This window comes from Nocardia sp. CA-120079 (assembly GCF_050955745.1).
In the GTDB taxonomy this organism is placed as follows: Bacteria; Actinomycetota; Actinomycetes; order Mycobacteriales; family Mycobacteriaceae; genus Nocardia.
The window spans coordinates 3,883,976-3,904,036 of record NZ_CP192088.1 but is presented as its reverse complement, the minus strand read 5'-3'; the positions used below and the strand labels follow the sequence as shown (position 1 = coordinate 3,904,036).

Below are 20,061 nucleotides of genomic sequence, written 5' to 3'. Positions count from 1 at the left end.
TCAGCGGATCCCTTCTTCGGTCGGACCGATCTGCTCGGGATGGAAGGCGAAGCGGCGGGCCACGGCCGAAATCTTCGCCAGCGCGAAATCCAGCTGGTCGCGACTGAGCGTGGCCATCATGCTGACCCGCAGTCGCTGCTGTTCGCGTGGGACGGCCGGGAATTCGACGCCGTTGACGAACACGCCCTCGGCGTGCAGTGCCGCGACGACCTCGGCGACGGCGAGGCGTTGCGGCACCAGGATCGGGATGATCGCGGTCTGCGGATCGACCGCGAAGCCCATCCGACGCAGTTCGCGCACGAAGTAGTCGACATTGTCGTGCAATTGGCGGATCCGCTCCGGATGCGCATCGATGAAATCGATGGCGGCGAGTACCGACGCGACGACCGCCGGGGCCAGCGATGCGGAGAACATGTACGGGCGCGCGAAGAACCGCAGCGTGTCCACCAGATCCTTCGACCCCGCCACGAAACCGCCGGTGGTTGCGAACACCTTCGAGAAGGTGCCCATGTACAGCTCGACCGATCCGGCCGCCATGCCGAAATGTTCGGCGGTGCCATGGCCGTTCGCGCCGAGCACACCGGTGCCGTGTGCGTCGTCGATGGCCAGCCATGCTCCGAACGAATCGCACAGCGCGCGAATCTCCGGCAGCGGTGCGATATCGCCGTCCATCGAATACACGCCCTCGACGGCGACCACGATATTCGCGCCCGGATTGCGCCAGCGGATCTGCATGAGCCGGTGGCGCAGATGCCGAAGATCGTTGTGCTCGAAGGCCATCGAGCGGACCCGCCCGAGTTGGATGCCGTCATAGAGGCTGGCATGGCTCTGTTCGTCGTAGAGCAGGATGTCGCCCTTGCGCAGCAGACCGGTCACCCAGCCCACATTGGCGGCGTAGCCGGAGGAGAACACCAGCGCGGATTCGCAGCCCTTGGTCTCGGCGAGGCGTTCCTCCAGCCGCCGGTGCACCGATGTGGTGCCGTTCAGCAGTGGCGGTCCGCCATGGCCGACACCGAATTCGCGCACGGCCCGGACGGCGGCCTCGACGATCTCCGGTTCGTTGCCGAGGCCGAGGTAGTTGTTCGACCCCAACATGATCAGGTCGCGGACCGCGCCCCCGTCGGGATCGCGGACCTGTACGACCGGACCCGCCGGCCCGGTGATCTCACGCAGGACGAATCCGGTGCCGCGCGCGTTCGCGACGTATGGCCGGAATTCCTCGAAGCGCTGTTCAAAGGTGTGCGCGGCGGGATCGAGGTAATGCTCGAGGCTGAAGTTCTCGCCGTGCGCGGTCTCGTGCGGTGCGGCTGCGGTGGATGTCATGAGCTGTGTTCCTGAACGATGGTTGCGGTTCCGGCCTTGCCGTCGAGAATCAGCACATCCCCGCTGGCGACCAGCCGGGTGACGCCCGGCACGCCGACGACAGTGGGAATGCCGAGTTCACGGCCGATAATGGCGGTATGGGAGAGCGGGCTGCCCTTCTCGCTGACCAATCCCCCGGCAGCCACCATCAGGAAGACCCAACCGGGATCGGTACTGGCTGCGACGAGGATTTGACCGTCGACGACCACATCCGGTTCCGGAGTGGTCAACACCAGTGCCGGAGCTTCGACTCGGCCCGGCGCGCAACCGATTCCGTGCAGCACACTGCCGGAATCACCGGTGGAAGCCGGATGGTCGAAGGCCGGATCGTTGATGCCGACGGCCGCGATTGCGGCCGTGACGATCCGCGACGGCAGTTGCTCGATGCGCCACCGCTCGTGATCGCTCTTGCGGGTGGCGACCATGCGCGCCGCATCGGTATCGACAGCGGTTCCCCGGGTGAGGGCCGCGATCTCCTCGTAGGTGAGCCAGAAGATATCGCGCGGATCCTCGAGTAGTCCGGCCGCGCGCATCTGCCTGCCGTATTCCCGGAATACCCGTTTGACCAGGCCGAAGGAGCGGCTGCGACCCAGTCGCATGTTCTCGCGCTGTTTCACATGCTCGCGCGCCCGGCCGAGTGCGAACCGGAATGCCAAGCGTTGCAGGAGCTTTCCATGGAACAGCCGCGCCGCGGTGCGCTCCGCGTCACGGCGGATCTGCTTCTCGCGCGCCGCCATTTCATCGATGTTCTGACCGCCACGCAGGTAGTTGCGCAACATGGGAACCAGTCGCTCCGGATGCTCTCCCAGCGGATCGGTTTCCAGCTTCAGCTCGTCGACAGTACGGTCGCCGAACAGGGCGATATGCCGCAGGCATGCGCCGCGGAAATCGGCGAATTCGGGCTGTGCCAGCGCTTTCCACACTTCGTGCGGTTCCAGCGGGCCCTCGACCAGCTCCCGCAGCGCGGCATCCGCCCGGACCGTTGCGGTCAGTGCGAGCGCCGAGCGGACCGGGTCGACACTGTCGACACCTTCTTCGCCGCAGAACAATTCATTGCGCAAAGTGATGGCGGCTGTTTCGGTGAGGCCTTCGCGTTCCAGCAGCAGACCCACGACGTGGAACATCTGCTGGGCCAGAAAGTCGTTGAAGATCTGCACCGCGTAAGCGGGGACGAGTTCGTGCAGGCAGTGTTCCATCCACTCCAGTAGCGCTTCCGGATCCCGTTCCCGCTCCGGTGTTTCCGGGTCGAGCCGGTGGTTCAGATCGGCGGTGAAAGCCTGGAGTTCGGTGAAGAACGCGCGCAGCCGCCGCGGCAGTCGCAGCCAGCCAACGGTGATGATGGCGGCGATACGCAAGCGCAGCAGATACATCTTCGCCCGTGCCAGCCCTCGTTTCGGCGCGGCGGGCCGCTGGTAGCGGTTCTCGATATTGAGTGCCGCCTCCCAGCCTTCGATGGCGAACTCCATGCCCGGGATCTGCAGGAACAGCCGGTACCAGTTGCTGATGTTGTAGTAGATGCGGCCGTGCGCGGTACCGACCAAATAGGGGTACAGGCTCGCTGCATTGCGGTCGACGATGGCGTCGGTTGCGCCGAAATCCTTGTGACAGGCCCGGAACACCTGCTCATAGGCATTGCGCAGGATCGAAAAGGTCAGCGGGCTGGAAAGACCGGGATAGGACTCGGCGACATTCACATTGTCGAAAATGGTTTCGCGGGCACCGGTCGCGGTGATCGGGCGGGCCTGGAGCAGGTGCAGCACGCCCTCGGCGTCATAGGCCCATTCGACATCCTGTGGCGAGCCGAAAGCCTCGGCCAATCCCATTGCGGTATCGACGAGTTCGACCACCTGCGCATCGGTGAGTGCCTGCTCGATGACGGCGGCGATCTGCTCGATGACGGTGCCGGAACCATCGGCCGCAACCGCGACCCGGCTCTGCTTCTCGCCCACAGAGCGGGACACGATCGTGCGCGCGGCGGTATCGACGAAGTAGGTATCGCACTCCACGGTTCCGGCGACCACACCTTCGCCCAGGCCGAGGGCCGCCGAGACGACGGCCTCGCCCGGGTCGCCGGTCTGCGGGTTGCAGCTGAAGGCGACACCGGAGACCGCACTGTCGATCAGCACCTGAACCAGGACGGCACAGTCGATCTCGGTGTTGTCCAGTCCGCGATGCGCTCGGTAGAAAAGTGACCGCTCCGAGTAGGCCGAGGCGAGCACTTCCAGCACCGCCGCCGATACGTCCGCCGGGGCGACATTCAGCAGGGTATCGAGTTGGCCCGCGAAGGAGTCCGTCGCCGAATCCTCACCGCTCACCGAGGAACGCACCGCTAGGCGAACACCGGATTGTGCTGTGCGCTCGGCGATTTCGCGCACAGCCGCGCCCAGCTCGGTGTTGATATCCGCTGGGATCGGCTGAGCGCGGATGATCGTGCGGATCTCCGCCGACACCGCACGCAACGACGCCGGATCGGTGTGATCGAGCGAATCCAGCGCGTCGGCGATGGATCCGCGGACCGGTTCGAGGATGCGCGCACACGCGGCGGCACTCAGCACCACGAACGGTGGCACCCGGTAGCCGGCCGCTACGAGCCTGCCGAGATTCGCGGCCTTGGCGCCCACTTGCGGCGCCATCGCCGCATCGGTGGCCAGTGCGGTATCGCTGACGGTTGTTCCGGTCATTGCGCGGCCTCCTGCATGGTCGTGGCCGACGGCACCGCGGACGCACGTCGGGTGAGTCGCACGAGTACCGGATCGGGGGTATTGGAGATCTCCGGGTTCTCCCGCACCCGCATCCCGTTGACGAGTTCGATGTCATAGCGCGCCAACAGCATTGCGATGCCCGCCCGCACCTCCATCAGCGCCATATGCTGGCCGACGCACAGATGTGCGCCCCAGCCGAACGGGAAGTAGCGGTACGGCGGGCGTGCCTTGGTCTGTTCCTTGGTGAACCGCTCCGGATCGAAGGTCAGTGGTGAATCCCAGAATTCGGGGAAGCGGTGGTTCACGAACGGGCTGATCACCACGATCGCGCCCGGTTGCAGATCGAAGCGGTCGAAGCTGTCCGGTTCGACGGCGGTGCGGCTGAATGCCCACGCCGGTGGGTGCAGGCGCATGGCCTCGTCGATCGCGCGCCCGGTCAGCTCCAACGCGGGCAGGGCCCGGTCGACGCCGTCGGACAGCGCGAGTGCGATATCGATCTCGTCGCGTACCCGCGCGAGCACCGCCGGGTTGTGGGCCAGTTCGTAGATGGTCCACGCCATCGCGCCGCCGGTGGTCTCGTGTCCGGCGAGCAGGAAGGTGAGCACCTCGTGACGCAGTTGCGCGTCATCCATGGCGTGCCCGGCATCATCGCGGGCCGCGAGCAATCGGGCCAGCAGCGACGTCGCTTCGGCATCGGCTTCTCGGTGACGCTGGACGACGCTGTCCACCACGCGATGTAGTCGTTCGCGAACACCCAGGAAACGGCGATTGGCGGGGGTCGGCACGTTCGGCGGGACCTGGATGGGTGCGGCCATATGCCGCATCACCCACGAAACACCCTCGCGCACATCGTCTTCGATCTGGGGCAGGACACCGTCGATATCGGAACCCATGACCGCGCGGCACACCACATCGGCCGCGAAACCCATCACCTCAGGGACCAGGTCGAAGGCCGTGCCCGTCGCGGCGTGGGCATCGAGGCGATCGAGCATCCGCTGTCCGCACTCGACCATGAGCGGAATCTCGGTGTCGACGTGACGGCGGGAGAATGCGGGTTTGATCAAGGCGCGCTGACGTTTCCAGAGTTCGCCGCCGCTGGTCAGGAGTCCGGGGCCGAGCAAGTAGTTCAGGCTCTGATAGCTGATCCCCTTCTCGTACTTGACCGCATTGGTGACCAGCACCTGGTTGATGTGCTCCGGCTCGACGAGCAGATGCATCTGCTGATGCACCAGCCGCAGCCGGACGCTGCCGCCGTGCGCGACGGCCTGCTCGTAGAACAGCGCGAGCGGGTCGGCGCGGTAATCCGGATACGCACCCAGTGGATGTCGCAGCGCCGGACCGCCGAGCCTGCGGCCGCGGAATTTCGGCTGCCCACTCATGCCGCGCCTCCGGCACCGATCAGATCGTCCTCGGCCAGGAACAGCCGCCTGGCCTCGGCGCGCTGCACCTTGCCGCTCGTGGTCTTCGGAATGCTGCGCGGCGGCACCACCCGGACCCCGGCCGGCAGCACGCCGGTGCGCTTGCTCACCGCGACCCGAACCGCTCGGCGCAACGCGTCGTGTTCGGTCGCTTCCGCACCGGATTCGACAATGAGATGCAGTTCCTCCGAGAGCCCGCGGGTATCGGCATGACCGACGGCCGCGACACCACCCAGGCGCACGCCCGCGACTTCCTGTGCGGCGAGCTCGAAATCGGTGGGCAGGTAGTTCGCGCCGCGGATGATGATCAGGTCCTTATGCCGGCCGGTGATGCGCAGCCTGCCCTCGCGCAGGTAGCCGATATCGCCGGTGTCCCACCAGCCGTCCCGAGTGGCGGCCGCGGTCTCTTCGGGCAGCCGGAAGTAACCCATGGTCATCGATGGGCCGCGGAATTGAATGCGGCCGACCACGTCCGAACCGCACACCGCGCCGTCCTCGTCGACGATACGTACCTCGGTACCGGGCAGCGGTGCGCCGCAGTCGACGATATGCAGCACATCGAGGTCGTCTTCCGGAACGTCCAGGGCCACGCCCTTTCCGGTGAGTGCCCGGCGCGACACCGAGTCGTAGGCGACCGGCGCGTGCGGGCGATTCACGGTGACCGCGAGCGATGCCTCGGCCATGCCGTAGCAGGGCACCAACGCATCCTTCGGCAGCCCCCAGGCCGCGAACCGGTCGAGGAAACTCTGCACGGTCGGCGGATGGATCGGTTCCGCGCCACAGAACAGGAACCGCCAGCTCGACAGATCGACGCCGTCGAGTTCGGCGTCGGTAACCCGGGCGGCCGCATATCCGTATGCGAAATTCGGTGCCGCCGTGAATGTTCCGCGATACCGGCTGACCGCACGCAGCCAATCCCCCGGACTGCGCAGGAATCGGCTCGGCGGCATGAGCACCGCGTCGATGCCACGGAATACCGGAGTCAGGAATCCGCCGATCAGCCCCATATCATGGTGCAGCGGCAGCCAGCCGACCCAGGTGTCGCCCGCGCCCATCGCGGCGGCCTGTGCGATCTGTTCGCAGTTGGCGGCCAGATTCGCGTGGGTGATCTGCACACCTTTCGGTGTTCCCGTCGAGCCGGAGGTCGCCTGGATGAACGCCAGATCTGCCGGTTCGGGAAGTCTGGGCGCCAGCGTCGGCGCGTCCGGCGAACAGGCCCAGGCGTGCAGCACATCGCCGTCGATGGCGGCCACGGTGTCCGGCAGTGCTCCCCCTGCGAGCACCGACCGCGTCGCGACTACCGCCGCGGGTTCCAGATAGCCGAGCAGCCGAGTGAACTTGTCGCGGAAGATATCCGCCGAACCGAACCCGCCCGGCGTCGCCACCGCGGTCGGCACCGCGCCGAGCACGAGCGCACCGAAGAACGCCGTGACGAACTCCGGGGAGGTGGGCAGACACAGCATAACCCGATCTCCCGGCTCGACCCCCTCGGCGGCCAGGGCGGCCGCGGTGCGTCCGGCCGCAGCCGCGAGATCGTTGTGCCGCCAGGCGATTTCACCGTCGGCGTCACCGCGCTCCGGAACGAAAATCGTGGATGGTGCCGATGTGCCACGCTCGGCGTTGGCAAGTAGCGCATGCACGATCGTCGAATGTCGGGGAACCAATTCCGTCACTGCTCACCCCGCACGTATCGCACGATCTCGCCGACCGTATTCAGCTGCGCCGCAGCATCTTCCGGTATGACGATGCCGAAGGCCTGCTCCAGCTGAATGGTCAGCTCGATAGCGGTCGGCGAATCCAGTCCGTAGTCGATCAATTGCGCGGACGCGTCGATCGCGTCCGCCGAAACCCACAGCACCTCACCGACAATGGCGCGCACCCGCGCCTCGATCTCGGTGGCCGGGGTACCTGCCTGTGTACTCATCCGAGTAACTTCCCTTCCGTCACGCAGGCGCGGACCGACTCCTCGAGATCGACGCCGTCGCCGGTGTCGATGCGGTGGAATCCCACTTCGGGGAAGGCCACCGCGAGGGTCTCGCGTACCTGTAGGTATCCGTCACGCAGGGCTCCGAGCCGCTCTGCTGTTTCATGGGCCTCCTTGGGCCCGTTCCCCGAACGTTCCGCACACCGTGCAGCGGCCTGTTCCGGCGGCGCGTCCAGCCAGAGCACCGCGTCGGGCAGTGTCGTGCGAAAGCGTTCGGCGAAGCCGGGCACGGATTCGGTCACATCCCGGCGCACCAGATCCGCGATCTCCGACAACAACTCCCAGATGTCCGGGGAACTGCCCAGACGCATGGATTCCGACCGCTGCCAAGCGAGGATGTCGTCGAAGGTGCCCGGCCGGTGGCGCTCCAACACAGCCGCGATATCCTCGGCGCGATCGTGACCGTTCCATTCCGGGCGGGCCAGCACGACATACAGCGGCCCGTAGACCAGCAATTCGATCAGCGGATGCCGTTCGAATACCAGCACATCCGGTGACCAGGTGGTCAGGAAGTGCCGCTCCACCGGACCGAACAGCGTCATCTGCAGATACATCGCGGTGGCCTTCATTTCCAGGCTGCCGATTTCATCGCATCCGACGCTGAATGCCTTGAGCTGCTCGGAGAGGTCCGTCAGCGGCACATTGCGGGTGTTGTGGAAGTCCGGGCAGGTCATCGAGGCGAAAGAGCCTGCGCCCGGCGCCAATTCGCGCAGCCGTGCCATGACCGAGGACTTGCCTGCACCGTCGATGCCGACAATCGCGACGCGACGGGTCACCGGTCGTCCTCCCGCAGCTGAGCGAGGACCGCCCTGGTGACTTCGGCGGGTGTGTCGGTGCCGTCCAAGCGGATCCAGCCGAACTCCTCCGACAGCGCCTCCAGCGCATCGTGACTGCGCCGCTGGAAGGCCAGGAAGGTCTCCTCATCGCCGTAGCCGCTCTCGTAGTCGCTGCGCAACTGCTTGCGCCCCAACGCATCCTGCGGACTGACGGCGAGGTAGAAGGTGCGATCGGGTTCCGGGAATCCCGATGCCAGCTTGCGCAGCACCGCCGGATCGCCGCCGTGTGCGACCTCGGTGGCGAAGTACTTGTACCAGTAGGCATTTGCCAGCAGGATGTCCGGGCCGCGTTCGGCGGCGAGGTCGAAGGACAGTTGCATGGCGTGGAACAGGAAGTGCGCGCGACTCAGCGGGGACAGTAGTTTCAGGTAGCCGTAGATCTCGGACGGACTGCGCCACGGCAGCTTCGAGGAGACCTTCGGATCCAGGAACGCATCCCAAATGGTCACGGCGGCAACGCTTTGGCCCTGCGCCTCGAATTCCGCGGCGATGCGGGCCACCTGGGTGGTCTTACCCGATCCGTCGGCACCGGCGATGCAGATCAGGCGTTTGCGTGCGGTCAGTGGTTCATCCGTTCTGGCGGCCGCCGGGCGTAGGTGCTCCGGGGGCGATTGCTTGGGTTCGGCGGGCCACAATGGCACCGCGGGTTTCAGCGGGGCGGGCTCATTCGGCTCGTTGATCGGCAGCTCGTCGGCGACCGGCCGCTCGTCAGGGACCGGGCGCCCGTCAGGGACCGGGCGCCCGTCAGGGACCGGGCGCTCCTCAGGGACCCGGCGCTCCTCAGCGACCCGGCGCTCCTCAGCGACCCGGCGCCCGTCAGCGACCCGGCGCTCCTCAGCGACCCGGCGCCCGTCAGCGACCCGGCGCTCCTCAGCGACCCGGCGCTCCTCAGCGACCCGGCGCCCGTCAGCGACCCGGCGCAGACGTTCCCGCGACCGCTCGGGATCTGCGATGACATCGAGTCCGTGCCCGTTGTCAGAGCCGGACGGCGGCGCAACCGGCTCGGACGAGACCGCGGTCTCCAGCACGCTGATGACCCCCGCACCGCCATCGACCCGGATCCGCTGACCCGAGCGGACCGCGGTCGTCGCACCCGCGACATTCAGCACCGCGGGTATGCCGTATTCGCGTCCGATGACCGCCGCATGCGAGAGCATCCCGCCCACCTCGGTCACCACGGCGGAAACCAGCCCGAGCGCGGGCGTCCACCCGGGATCGGTGAATCGAGTCACGAGGATGTCACCCTCGTGCAGCTGGTCGAGTTCGGCCAGCGAAGTGATCACCCGAGCGGTGCCCTCCGCAATACCTGGACTGCAACCCAGCCCGGTCAGATCACCGTCGCCGATCTCGCGAACCGCGCCCACGGTGACACCACCACCCAGCTCATGCGGTGGCACCAGATCCCGATAGCCCGCGTAAACCGCACGCCGATAAGCGATCTGCGGTGCGAGCGTAGAGATATCCACCCGACCGGCCGCGAGATCACACAGCTCGTGGATCGACAGCTGGAACACGTCATCGGCCTGCTCGAGCGTGCCCGCCGCAGCCAGGCGCATCCCGGCCTCCACGACGTACGCGCGCACAATGGCATAGCACTGCGAGGAAAACTCCCGCATACGTTCGCGCGCAACGAGATACCGGCGCATCCGCTCGATCTGCTTATCCAATGCCTTGGCGTGTTTCACCCGCGTCAGCGGCTTGGCTCGCACCCGGGCGCGCACCGCGGCGAGTTCGTTTTCGTAGCGTTTGCGCTGATCTACCAGCGTCACATCGGGATCCGCGGGCGCGGTGCCGTGTTCGAGCATGACCGCGATCATCGAGCGCACCCGCTCGGGCGCCTCCGACCAGCGCGGGCTGGTGAGATCCAGTTCCGCGTCGGCGTGGAAGCCTTGCTCGTCGAGGAAGGCATCGAGCGCCTTCGTCCATTCGGGACTGTCCAGGCCGTGACCGCCTGCCACCCGGTGCAATTCGACGATGCCGCGCTGCAGCTGCATATGGCTGATATCGGCGAGCCCGCCCATCAAGTCGATGGCCGAGGTGGTCCCGTCGGTCGCGGCATCCACCTTGTCGAGCAGTTGCTTGAAGTCGGTCTGGACGCTGGAGTTGTTGTAGATGGTGGTGAAGTAGGTGCGCTCGGTGGCGGCGTGGAAGGTGAGCAGGCAGTCCGCCAGATCCGCGACGAAGGTGGCCTCATCGGTGTGCGGCAGTTCGCGTGCACGCGCGCGCCACACCGCGTATTTCGCGGGCCACTGCGCCGCGAACGCATCGACCGCCGCCAGTTGATCCTGGTAGCTCTTCTGCACGGCCAGCGCCGCGGGCAGCGCCCTGGCAATGGTCTTCGCATTCGTCGCGGTGCGGTGCGGACCGTCGGGCCCGTAGTCGTTGAGCACACCGAGGTCGTCGTCGAAATGCTGCTCGTCGAAGCCGGGAATGCGGAAGAAGCACTTCTTCACCGCGCTGACATTCCAGTAGGCGCGACCGTAGTACATGGCCATCCAGTCCGGTTCCGCGCCCGGTTCGGCGAGCTTCAACCGTTCGAAGAACTGCTGCATCGAGTACTGGAAGGCGTTGTCGTACAACGAGAACATCATCGGTGTGCAGACCCGCGCCGAGACGCCGCCGTCGCGCAGGTCCGCGTCGGAGAACTGGTCGATATCGGTGCGCCAGCTGATCGCGGTAATGGCCCGCGCCTGTAGCAGCCACAGTTTCCCGTCGCCGTCGATGGCCCATTCGATGTCCTGCGGGCGGTGCCTATGCGCCTGCACCGCGAGCATGAGGGCGGCGAGTTCGGCTGTGGCGGTGGCATTCAGCTCGACATCCTCATCGCCTGCATCCCGCTCGACCACGGTGCCGTCGAACAGCCGCAGCGTGTACCTCGTCGGTGTGACATGCCCGGAGACGAGTCGCTCACCCAGTCCCCGGCAGGCTTCGACGACCGCGTGGTCCTCGATGCCGGTGAGCGCATCGAGGCTGAAACCGACACCGGCACAACGCGCATCGACCATGCGCTGCACCAGAACGGCGACCGATGCACCGGCTTCTCGATAGCCGCGCCGGGCCAGGTAGGTGCGAACTCGCTCGTTGTGCACCGATTCTCGGCACTGCTCGATATGTTCGCGCAAGGCCGCGACATCGGTGATATTCAGGTACGACTCGTACTGACCGGCAAAACTCGCGTCGTCGAGGTCTTCGAGCACACCACTCGAACGGGCGGCGACCGGGAAGCCGCCCAGCGCCCGTACCCAGCCGGTCAGATCCTCGTCGGACACCTCGGCCAGGTCGAGATCGGCCGTGACGACGAATCCGGGCGGCACCTCGAAGCCTGCCACGGTCAATTCGTGCAGGGTGCCCGCCTTGCCGCCGGCGCGGTCCGCTGCGAAATCGGCCGCGCCGAGGAACATCGGGGCAGGGTTGGCTGCGGTGGGAGTTTCGGACACGGTGGGAGCTCCTGTCGGAAGCAGAACCGGGCGCACGTCGTGACGAGCGGCCAGGTCGCGGGCGGCGCGCACGCCTGCCGCGGTCAGGCCGCCGTAGGACGGACTCGCCGTGCGCGGTTCGAAACCGAGCAGAACGGTTTCGGCCATACACGCATAGACGACTCCGGCGGGCAGCCCGGTTTCGGGAAACGGGGGTGTCTGGCCGAGCGGCAGTGCCATGCGCCCGCCCGAGACCAGGGTGATATTCGGTTGCTGGGACACCGCAGGATCCACATCGCCGGGGACCGCGAGATCGACCACGAGCACCGGATGGTCGTCGGCCAGCACGTCGGCGGTGACCACTGGCACGGCCGAATTCGTGGCGGTGAGGACGATGCGACAGGTACGCAGGGCGGTCAGGTCCTCACTGACCGTCACCGCGCCGGGCAGGCCCGTGGCAACGCGCTCGAGCCGGGACGCTGATCCGGTGCGCCCGACCAGGGTCACCGAATCCGCAAGCGGCGCAAGCAGTTGCGCCATAACCGCACCGATATTGCCGAGCGCCCCCAGGATGCCGATCCGGCGATGGCCCGGTTCGAGGCCGGCGAGTTCGGTACGAACCACCTCGTAGGCGCAGGCCGCGGTGAGCGAATTGCCGGAAGTCACCTTGACCGTGTCCTCCACGACATCGCGCGAGGCATCGGTGACGATGGACGTGTACCCGCCGAGCCCGATTACGCTGGCGCCCAGCGCGATTGCCTGCTCGACGGCCTCCAGCACCAGATCGCGCAGCCAGGCGCGATGTCCGGCGCGCTGGCATTCGATGATCTGCTCGGCCGAAATCGGCACCGCGATCAGACATACCTCGACCGTGGCGCCGGTCGGCGACGTGACGAGCTGTCTGGTCAGTTCGAAGGGTTCGGCTACCCCGCGCAGCCGTTCGAACAGTGCGGCGAATTGGCCGTCGGACCATTCGGCCAGCTCCGGTGCGAATCTGCGCAGATCCGCGGCATCGGGCAGATTGGCCAGGAATACCACCCTGGTCGGGGCATTCCAATCGCGGGCGACCTCACGGGTGCGCCGCCGCGATGGTGATCGGCGTTGCGGCACCGGCCAATTCGTGGTGACCGGTGCGGCCAGGTGTGTGAGCAGCCGGGCGTAGTCGCCGCGGTGCAGCAGTGCGGCGAGATCGTCGAGCGCCGCGGTAAGTCGGTCCAGTTCGGCGTCGGCGAGGAAAGCCGAGGGCTGGATGCGCAGTGTGGTCGGCGCGGAGAGCGTTGGCAGTATCCGGATCCGGTGGACGTGCAGCAGATACCCCGCCACCACGTATCCGAACAGCTCCGGATCGCATATTTCGCGCAGCAGCGCCGATGTCGGTTCCGGTGGCGACAGTTCGATACCCTGCAGCAGCCCGCGCCCCCGCACGGCGAGGATCTCCTTGGGCCACCGCCGTGCCACCGCGTCGAGCCGGGAGCGCAGCCGGGCACCGGTATCGCAGATGCGGATCTGGTTGTCCCGCAGCAGGTCCAGTGCGGCGTCGGCGACCGCGCAGGACAGATCGTCATCGGCGAAGGTCGAGGTGTGGTATCGGCCGAAGTCGGCGATCGAGCGTTGCCGGTCGACCAGCAGGGCCGAGATCTTCACCAGCCCGCCGCCCAGCGACTTCGAGAGCAGGTAGTAGTCCGCGCTCACCTGCGACGGCGATGAGGCGAGGAAGGTTCCGGTGCGCCCCATGCCCGACTGGATCTCGTCGAACACCAGGGCCGCCGTGTGCCGATCGGCGAACTCCCGCAATGCCCGCAAGGTCGCGGCCGGGACCTCGCGAACCCCGCCCTCACCCTGGATCGGCTCGGCGAATACCGCCGCGATCGGCGAAATCCTGGTCCACGACCGCACCGGGCGCCCCGTGCCATCGAAGGTGATCCGGCATACCGGACGCAGTTCATCGGCGAACGCATTCGTCACCGCGTCCGGTTCCCAAGTGTCGAGCCTGCGCCGCTCCGGACCGGGCACCACCAGGTCCGCGGGCGTATCGGCGTGCTCGGTCAGGGCGAACGCGCCGGCGGTCTTGCCGTGGAAGGCACCGGCCAGCGAGACGAAAACCGGTCCGCGCCGCCGCAATTCGTCGATCTCGCGCAGCGATTCGGTGAGCATCTGCGCGACCGAGTCGCTGTCGTCGTCGGAGCCGTTGTCGCCCAAGGCGATCGGCCGAACATCGTGCAGGCCGTCGCGCCGAACCCGGCGCAGGGTGCGCCGCAGTTCGTTCTCGAGATCGGCGAGGGAACGGGCGTGCGCCACCGCCGCATGCCGGATCGCCGCCTCCACCGCATCGGCGCCGGTGGACCCGAACGTCACCACGTAGTCGCGACCGCTCCCGGCGGCCACCGCTTCGGAAAGCCTCCGGGCAAGTCGCGCGGCCCCGGGCCGGACACTGCCCTGGGCGACGAACGGCGTCTGCTGATTCAGCCGAGCCGTCGCCACCCGCACCAGCGCCGGATGGTTGTGCCCGAACAGCGCCGCACCGAAACCGCCGACAAGATCCAATACCCGGCTCCCATCCGGCCGGATCAGATAGTCACTTTCGGCACCCGTATACACGACATCCAGGTGGCACGCCCGTAGCAACCGAGCCAGTCCGGGACGGTTGTGCCGGGCGAAATCATCGAATAATTCGTCTTCGGAAACAATGGCGGAGTAATTTATTTGTTCCGAAAACAGAACGCCTGCCGACATGATCTATGCCCCAATACCAGAGTGCCGGTCGGCGGCAGACTTTGCGACCACACAGTCGATTACGTCACGCGCGGTGTACAGTGTCGCAGCCTCCGCATCGGAGATCTCGATCTCGAACGTCCGCTCGAGTTCTATCACGAGCTCCGCTGAGCGGACCGAGTCCAAGCCATAATCCAGCAACGGCGTATTCACATCGATCGACGGCACTTGTAGTCCCCGCGAAAAGAGTTCGCACACCCGTGTACCGACCTCGTTCAACTCGGTCATCGCACGTCCTCCCACGCGCTCGAACGTGCCGCGTCCGCTGCTCGCGCGACGCGGGTACAGAACATCGACTCCGTCGCGAAAACCATGAATCTTGGCTGCTCAGTGCGGAATCCAGCGTCAGCCGAGACTGCGATCACTTGCCCTCCGATACGGCAATCAGGACTGTCACGTCCAATATCTCGTCCATGCGCACAACTGTTGGCAATCACAGCGGTGCATGCACACATCTGTACACCGATGATTTACGACTGGCAATGTGAATAGCCGCGACTCAGAGCCGGTTCAAACTTTCAGCAACTATTTCGCTAATACCACTCGTCGGCGTGCGCGTAACTCGGCTACACCCATCGAAAAGGGGGCGTGCCGAAGCGCCGTCTGAGACAATTCATTCCACGATTCACGGTCACAGACAATTCGTCAATTCGACCACCGGCGGCGGCGCGGGATCATTTGTCAATAAATGCGCTGTTCATACCCGGTTCACTGAGCGGACAGCAGAGTTTCCGAACCGACCTATCGGTACTTTTGTTTTGTATTGAGCGGTAACACATTCCGCGCCGAATGCAAAGTCGGGTAACGGCGTTTTTACGTCGCGCGGCCGGACATGCGCACCGCCCGAACTCTCGGCTAACTTCTGGTCCCGGCGGCGGATGTGACGGCTCTCATTACCCGCCGGTAGCTCCTCTGAAGCGCTGTGACCGGTCACAAGCGCCCGACCACCCGGATAGCGCACTCTCACAGAACCAAGCGAACCGGTCCACATGCCACCCCGGGCAGTTACTGTAAATGCTCCACACAGCTACACCCGTGGCCCAAAAAGGAGTCGCCAATGTCCGTCGACCACTCGACCAGGCCGACCCTGACCCTTTCGGGCAAGCCGATGTCGTCCCCGCTCAAGGACGTCCGCGCGCTGTCCCGGCAGATGGTCGGCCACTTCGTGGACAACGTCATCCCGTGCGCGACGATGCCGGGGGAAGCCATTACCGGCGACTTCACCGCCAGCACCCGCGTCTGCCTCGAGATCGCGGTCAGCATGCTCGACGGCAAGGACATCCCGGAGAAGGTGCAGCGGCTCGAGGACCATGCCGCGGGCTGGGCCCGCGAGGGCGTGCCGATCGACACCATCCTGCACTCCATCCACGAGGGCTTCCAAATGGGCCTCGAGCTGGTGGTTTCCAGTGCGACGATCAAGGACTACGACAATCTCGTCGACGGCGCCAAAATGGTCGTCGAACTGCTCGACAAGCTCACCTCGGCGATCTCGGTGGCCTACATCCGCGAGCTGCGCGCCGTCGTCAGCGAGCACCACACCGCCGTGCACACCCTCACCTCCGCGCTGCTCGGCGGGCACAGCACTTCGACCATGGCGCGCGAATGCGGCATCGCCATCGCGGAGTCGTACGACGTTCTCGCCGTTGCCATTCCACCGCATCGCGACGAGCACAATCCGATGCTCGACGCCCAGGTGGTGGCCCGGCGCAAGTTGCGTCGGCTGCAGGCCGAACTCGCCACGCAGTGCGGCGCGAGCGCACTGTCGCTGCTGAGTGTGGACGGTGGCACCGTGCTGATCCCCTCGGCCCAATTCGACAACGACAAGCTCGAAGCGGTGGTGGCCAGGCTCTCGCACGCCGCGCAGGTCGGCATTACGGCGACCATGGTCGTCGCCACGCCGGAACAGATTCCGAACGCCGCCGACCAGGCGCACGAACTCCTGGACATGGTGCAGCGGCTGCAGGCGGTGGCCGGGCTCTACCGCTTCGACGAGCTCGCCCTCGAATACCAACTCACCCGGCCGGGCCCGGGCCGCGAATACCTGGGTTCGCTGCTGGATCCGCTGGACGAACACCCCGAACTGCTGGAGACGCTGCAGCGCCACATCGGCAATAACCTCAACCGCCAGCGCACCGCCCGGGTGCTGCACGTGCACACCAATACCGTCGACTACCGACTCAAGCGCATCGGACAGCTCACCGGCTTCGATCCGTCACAGCCGTCCGGGCTCTGGTATCTGCGCTCCGCCTTGGTCGCGCGCACGTACCGCACCTGACAACTCGCACTTGATGGTGAAAGGCCCGCCGGATTGTCGTTCGGCGGGCCTTTCACTATCAGGAGGGAATGCCGAGCCCTTCGGCCAGCACCGGCCACGAAGTCTTCAGTGCCTCTTGCCAATAGCCCCACGAGTGTGTCCCGGTGGGCTGGAAGTCGTAGGTGGCCGGGATGCCCAACTGGTCTAGTTCGGTGCGCAGGTTCTGGGTGCACCAGTTCACCGCGGACTCGATGACACCGCCGATCACCAGCTGATTGACGAACCCGCGCGGTCCGGGCTGCATATGACGGCCGTTGTAGCGGTCATACATGCCAGGCACGCCCGTCCCCGTCGAGATGAACAGGTGGATGCCGCGCAACCGGTCGGCATGTAGGTATGGGTCGTTGGCCGCCCACATCGGATCATTCGGCGGCCCATACATATTCACCGTATCGCCCCCACCCCAGCCCTCCACCGCGAGCTTCACGAACTGCTGCCCGACCGGATCGCTGATCTGGGCGCAACCGCTGTAGGCCGCAACCGCCTGATACAGAGCGGGTTTCGCGATCGGCAACTGCAAAACCGAAGTGCCCGACGTGGACAGCCCCGCGATGGCATTGACGCCCGTGGTACCGAGCTCGGCATCGATCAGCGGCGGCAACTCCTCGGTCAGGAACGTCTTCCATTTGTAGAGACCGAGTTTCGGATCGGGCGCACGCCAGTCGGTGTAGTAGCTCCACTTGCCGCCCACCGGCTGCACCACATTCACGTCTTTGTCGGCGAGGAACTTCAGGACATCGGTGTTCTTCTGCCGCGTCGCGCTGTCCTGCCCGCCCCCACCACCGTTCAGCAGATACAACGTCGGCCGCGGTGTCGACCGATCCGCCGGACGCAACACCTTCACCATGATGTCCTGCTGCATCGCAGCGGAATACACCCGCAGCTGCACCGTGCGATCGTCCTCGGCCCACGACCCGGTGATCGACGACGCATCAGCCTTCGCATCCGATGGCACCGCGACCACGCCCGCACCCACAGTGCACACCGCAGCAAGCGCGGCGAACGCACGTACCCAAGGGCGGCAACGTATTTCACCGCTCGCTCGGCCGGATTCGGCAACCACCGCAGCCGTTCGTCCGGCGGAACTTCGTTTCGTCATTCACTTCCTCCACAACCCTGGCGTTCGCCGACTCGCACCGTTCGTCCTCGTCAACGGCGTCGAAACTCTGCCAACGCTAAAACCAGAAAGGAATGATGTTCCGCTGGCACCGGCCGGATCTGGACACCTCACGAATGCCTCCGACACCCCTGGGGATACGGCACAACCCGCGCGATCCTCGGCGGCCGCTGGTGCCCTGCCAGCACAAAGACCCGACGTTCGGTGTGACGACACCGGTCAGCGTTGCACTGCCACGTCGACGAGTTCGGCACGGCTCCGGCCGTACAGCCCGGCCGCCCACAGCGCCACCGCGATGTAGAGCAGCTGTTCGGGTATCCGAATCAACAGCGGAGATGCTGGTGCGCCGTGGAACGGAGTGTCCGATACGGCGGCGTAGATATTGGCGGGCAGCAGTGCGACGAACAGTGCGGCCAGGCCTACCCCGGCAGGTCGACGGGTCGTGGTCAGGACGAGTCCGAGCGCGCCGAGCAGTTCGAGCACCCCGGTCAGGTACACCATGAAATCCGGAAACGGCACGAACGGTGGCACCATCGGCACCAGATCGCCGTGGGTGGGAGCGGGTCCATCGGCGAGGCTGTCGGGCAGGAAATGCGTTGTGCCGGTGAGCATCAGCATCGCGGCGAGCGCATACGCCGCGCACGTCGGCCAGCCGGTGAGTCGCTTGGCTCCCAGCGCACCCGCGAGACGCAGCCCGAGCAGCACGATCAGGAGAAAGATCAGGGTTTCCATTTATGCCTCCGCATGCGTGGGTGTTTGTGGTTCCGGTCGGTATGCCGGGAGCAATCGGATGGTCAGGTAGCCGAGTACGCCCAGCGGCGCGAACAAGATCGTGAACGTCAGCAGTCCGCTGATCAGTACGGGATGGACGCCGCGTGCACGGCTGTCGAAGTAGATCCAGCGGCCCAGAAACAGATCGAATCCGACGAAATGCGCCCACGCTGCCGCCGCGCCCGTACCACCGGCAAGAATCGCTTGCAGCCCAGGCAAGTTCGGCGCGGTGAGCACGGACAGGAACGGCCCGAACTCCGGTAGCACCAGCGTCGCGTAGATCAGCAGCGGCGCCGCACAGATCAGGGGTGACGCGACGACGGTTGGGGTTCGGTGCCAACGCGGCGCCAGGATCATCAGTGCCCAGAAAGGCGCAGCCGACCAGAAGGTGAGATCGAATAGCGCACGGGTCATCGAGTCGCTCCCATCGCGGTCAGCGGTGACGGATGCGTGGCTCGCGGTCGGCGCCGAATGATCACCGTGGCAGATCCGGTTGCAGCAGTGACGATTACGGCGAGTGTCAGTAGTGTCGGTGCGTCCGGATGCACCACGGATTGTCCGCGCAGCGCCTGCCAGGTCAGCACGGCGAGCAGGCCGCCGAAGGTTGCCGCCGCGACAGTCACGAGCGCTGCTCTGGATCGGGCCGATTGCAAGGCAGGGATTCGGCGGGTACCGAGTTCCAGGGCGATGACGACCAGCGCAAGCAGTTGCACCGCATGCATTCCGACAAAATGCGGGATGCGTAGATCACCACCGGTGGTGCTCCAGCCGAGAATCGGCAGGCCCGGTCCGCCGTCGGGGAGGCCGACGGTGTGCGCGCCTTGGATGGCGCTGCCGGTCTCGCGTTGGGCCGGAGTCGGCAGCACCATGAGCATCCCCAGCGCCGCGCCGATCAGCGACAGTGCGGCGCCGTAGCGGATCGCGGCCTTTCGGGCCGGATCCGGCGTCGGATTACCGAACAGAACCAGCGATACGACCAGCGTCGCGACCCAGACCACGATTATGGACAGCCCCATGGTGTCCCACAGCGCCGCATTGAGCGGAGTGGTGAAGTTGAAGTGGCTGGTGGTGCCGCGCACGATCTGGGTCACGATGACAGCCAGTTCCACACCGAGGCCGACGGCCGCCACCGTGCCCGCCCACCAGGCGACCCGCCGCCAGCGGGTGAGCTGGGCGATCAGCCAGGCCCAGGTGAGCGCGTAGATCAGCACCGAGAGCGCGAATTTCACCGCCTTGGCCCAGATCGGCAGTCCGGTGAGAATGCGATCGTCGACGATCAGGCCCCCGATCGAGAATAGAACAAGCAGTGCCATCGCGATGGCGAGCAGCATCAGTGGGCGATGCCAGTGCAGGGCGGTCATGTCGTGTC

General features: G+C 66.1%; 13 protein-coding genes. 1 reads left to right on the top strand and 12 read right to left on the bottom strand.

The annotated features are described in order from the left end of the window. From ACQPYR_RS17935 to ACQPYR_RS17900, 8 genes are read right to left on the bottom strand one after another with little or no spacing between them, the layout of a single operon-like run. Positions 1–1,323 carry an aminotransferase class I/II-fold pyridoxal phosphate-dependent enzyme gene (locus ACQPYR_RS17935; protein WP_433633611.1) on the bottom strand — a complete coding sequence of 441 codons (1,323 nt, stop codon included), beginning with the start codon at positions 1,321–1,323 and terminating at the stop codon, positions 1–3. Next, positions 1,320–4,043, bottom strand: coding sequence for a PEP/pyruvate-binding domain-containing protein (locus ACQPYR_RS17930; RefSeq protein WP_433633609.1), 2,724 nt, complete (start codon positions 4,041–4,043; stop codon positions 1,320–1,322). The genes ACQPYR_RS17935 and ACQPYR_RS17930 overlap by 4 nt, the downstream gene beginning before the upstream one ends. After that, positions 4,040–5,443: a cytochrome P450 gene (locus ACQPYR_RS17925; RefSeq protein ID WP_433633607.1), complete on the bottom strand. Its 1,404-nt coding sequence runs from the start codon at positions 5,441–5,443 to the stop codon at positions 4,040–4,042. Before ACQPYR_RS17925 ends, ACQPYR_RS17930 begins: the two co-directional genes overlap by 4 nt. Further along, positions 5,440–7,155: a fatty acyl-AMP ligase gene (locus tag ACQPYR_RS17920; RefSeq protein WP_433633605.1), complete on the bottom strand. Its 1,716-nt coding sequence runs from the start codon at positions 7,153–7,155 to the stop codon at positions 5,440–5,442. The genes ACQPYR_RS17925 and ACQPYR_RS17920 overlap by 4 nt, the downstream gene beginning before the upstream one ends. Continuing rightward, positions 7,152–7,406 carry an acyl carrier protein gene (locus tag ACQPYR_RS17915; RefSeq protein ID WP_433633603.1) on the bottom strand — a complete coding sequence of 85 codons (255 nt, stop codon included), beginning with the start codon at positions 7,404–7,406 and terminating at the stop codon, positions 7,152–7,154. Before ACQPYR_RS17915 ends, ACQPYR_RS17920 begins: the two co-directional genes overlap by 4 nt. Further along, positions 7,403–8,242 (bottom strand): hypothetical protein, encoded by an 840-nt coding sequence (locus ACQPYR_RS17910; protein ID WP_433633601.1) that lies wholly within the window; start codon positions 8,240–8,242, stop codon positions 7,403–7,405. Before ACQPYR_RS17910 ends, ACQPYR_RS17915 begins: the two co-directional genes overlap by 4 nt. Further along, entirely contained in the window at positions 8,239–14,451 is a 6,213-nt protein-coding gene (locus ACQPYR_RS17905; RefSeq protein ID WP_433633599.1) for an aminotransferase class III-fold pyridoxal phosphate-dependent enzyme, read from the bottom strand. The genes ACQPYR_RS17910 and ACQPYR_RS17905 overlap by 4 nt, the downstream gene beginning before the upstream one ends. A 3-nt stretch (positions 14,452–14,454) precedes the next feature. After that, complete coding sequence (locus ACQPYR_RS17900) at positions 14,455–14,718, bottom strand: acyl carrier protein (RefSeq protein ID WP_433633597.1); 264 nt, start codon at positions 14,716–14,718, stop codon at positions 14,455–14,457. An 829-nt stretch (positions 14,719–15,547) separates the two neighbouring features. Between ACQPYR_RS17900 and ACQPYR_RS17895 the strand changes: the two genes are divergently transcribed. After that, positions 15,548–16,765 (top strand): PucR family transcriptional regulator, encoded by a 1,218-nt coding sequence (locus ACQPYR_RS17895; RefSeq protein ID WP_433633595.1) that lies wholly within the window; start codon positions 15,548–15,550, stop codon positions 16,763–16,765. A 58-nt stretch (positions 16,766–16,823) separates the two neighbouring features. Here the strand turns inward: ACQPYR_RS17895 and ACQPYR_RS17890 are convergent, their stop codons facing one another. The 4 genes from ACQPYR_RS17890 to ACQPYR_RS17875 form a co-directional block, all read right to left on the bottom strand. After that, positions 16,824–17,903 carry an alpha/beta hydrolase gene (locus tag ACQPYR_RS17890; RefSeq protein WP_433633593.1) on the bottom strand — a complete coding sequence of 360 codons (1,080 nt, stop codon included), beginning with the start codon at positions 17,901–17,903 and terminating at the stop codon, positions 16,824–16,826. A gap of 237 nt (positions 17,904–18,140) precedes the next feature. Continuing rightward, the gene (locus ACQPYR_RS17885; RefSeq protein WP_433633591.1) at positions 18,141–18,653 is read right to left on the bottom strand and encodes a DoxX family protein; all 513 of its coding nucleotides are present in this window, start codon (positions 18,651–18,653) and stop codon (positions 18,141–18,143) included. Continuing rightward, positions 18,654–19,106, bottom strand: a complete 453-nt coding sequence (locus ACQPYR_RS17880; protein ID WP_433633589.1) for an ABA4-like family protein — start codon at positions 19,104–19,106, stop codon at positions 18,654–18,656. Continuing rightward, positions 19,103–20,053: a hypothetical protein gene (locus tag ACQPYR_RS17875; RefSeq protein ID WP_433633587.1), complete on the bottom strand. Its 951-nt coding sequence runs from the start codon at positions 20,051–20,053 to the stop codon at positions 19,103–19,105. Before ACQPYR_RS17875 ends, ACQPYR_RS17880 begins: the two co-directional genes overlap by 4 nt. Positions 20,054–20,061 lie beyond the last annotated feature (8 nt).

Excerpts from the sequence above, each read along its gene's own strand:
- ACQPYR_RS17935 (WP_433633611.1), bottom strand. The coding sequence starts at position 1,323 with ATGACATCCACCGCAGCCGCACCGCACGAGACCGCGCACGGCGAGAAC.
- ACQPYR_RS17885 (WP_433633591.1), bottom strand. The coding sequence starts at position 18,653 with ATGGAAACCCTGATCTTTCTCCTGATCGTGCTGCTCGGGCTGCGTCTC.
- ACQPYR_RS17895 (WP_433633595.1), top strand. The coding sequence starts at position 15,548 with ATGTCCGTCGACCACTCGACCAGGCCGACCCTGACCCTTTCGGGCAAG.
- ACQPYR_RS17930 (WP_433633609.1), bottom strand. The coding sequence starts at position 4,043 with ATGACCGGAACAACCGTCAGCGATACCGCACTGGCCACCGATGCGGCG.
- ACQPYR_RS17915 (WP_433633603.1), bottom strand. The coding sequence starts at position 7,406 with ATGAGTACACAGGCAGGTACCCCGGCCACCGAGATCGAGGCGCGGGTG.
- ACQPYR_RS17925 (WP_433633607.1), bottom strand. The coding sequence starts at position 5,443 with ATGAGTGGGCAGCCGAAATTCCGCGGCCGCAGGCTCGGCGGTCCGGCG.
- ACQPYR_RS17905 (WP_433633599.1), bottom strand. The coding sequence starts at position 14,451 with ATGTCGGCAGGCGTTCTGTTTTCGGAACAAATAAATTACTCCGCCATT.
- ACQPYR_RS17890 (WP_433633593.1), bottom strand. The coding sequence starts at position 17,903 with ATGACGAAACGAAGTTCCGCCGGACGAACGGCTGCGGTGGTTGCCGAA.
- ACQPYR_RS17900 (WP_433633597.1), bottom strand. The coding sequence starts at position 14,718 with ATGACCGAGTTGAACGAGGTCGGTACACGGGTGTGCGAACTCTTTTCG.
- ACQPYR_RS17875 (WP_433633587.1), bottom strand. The coding sequence starts at position 20,053 with ATGACCGCCCTGCACTGGCATCGCCCACTGATGCTGCTCGCCATCGCG.
- ACQPYR_RS17880 (WP_433633589.1), bottom strand. The coding sequence starts at position 19,106 with ATGACCCGTGCGCTATTCGATCTCACCTTCTGGTCGGCTGCGCCTTTC.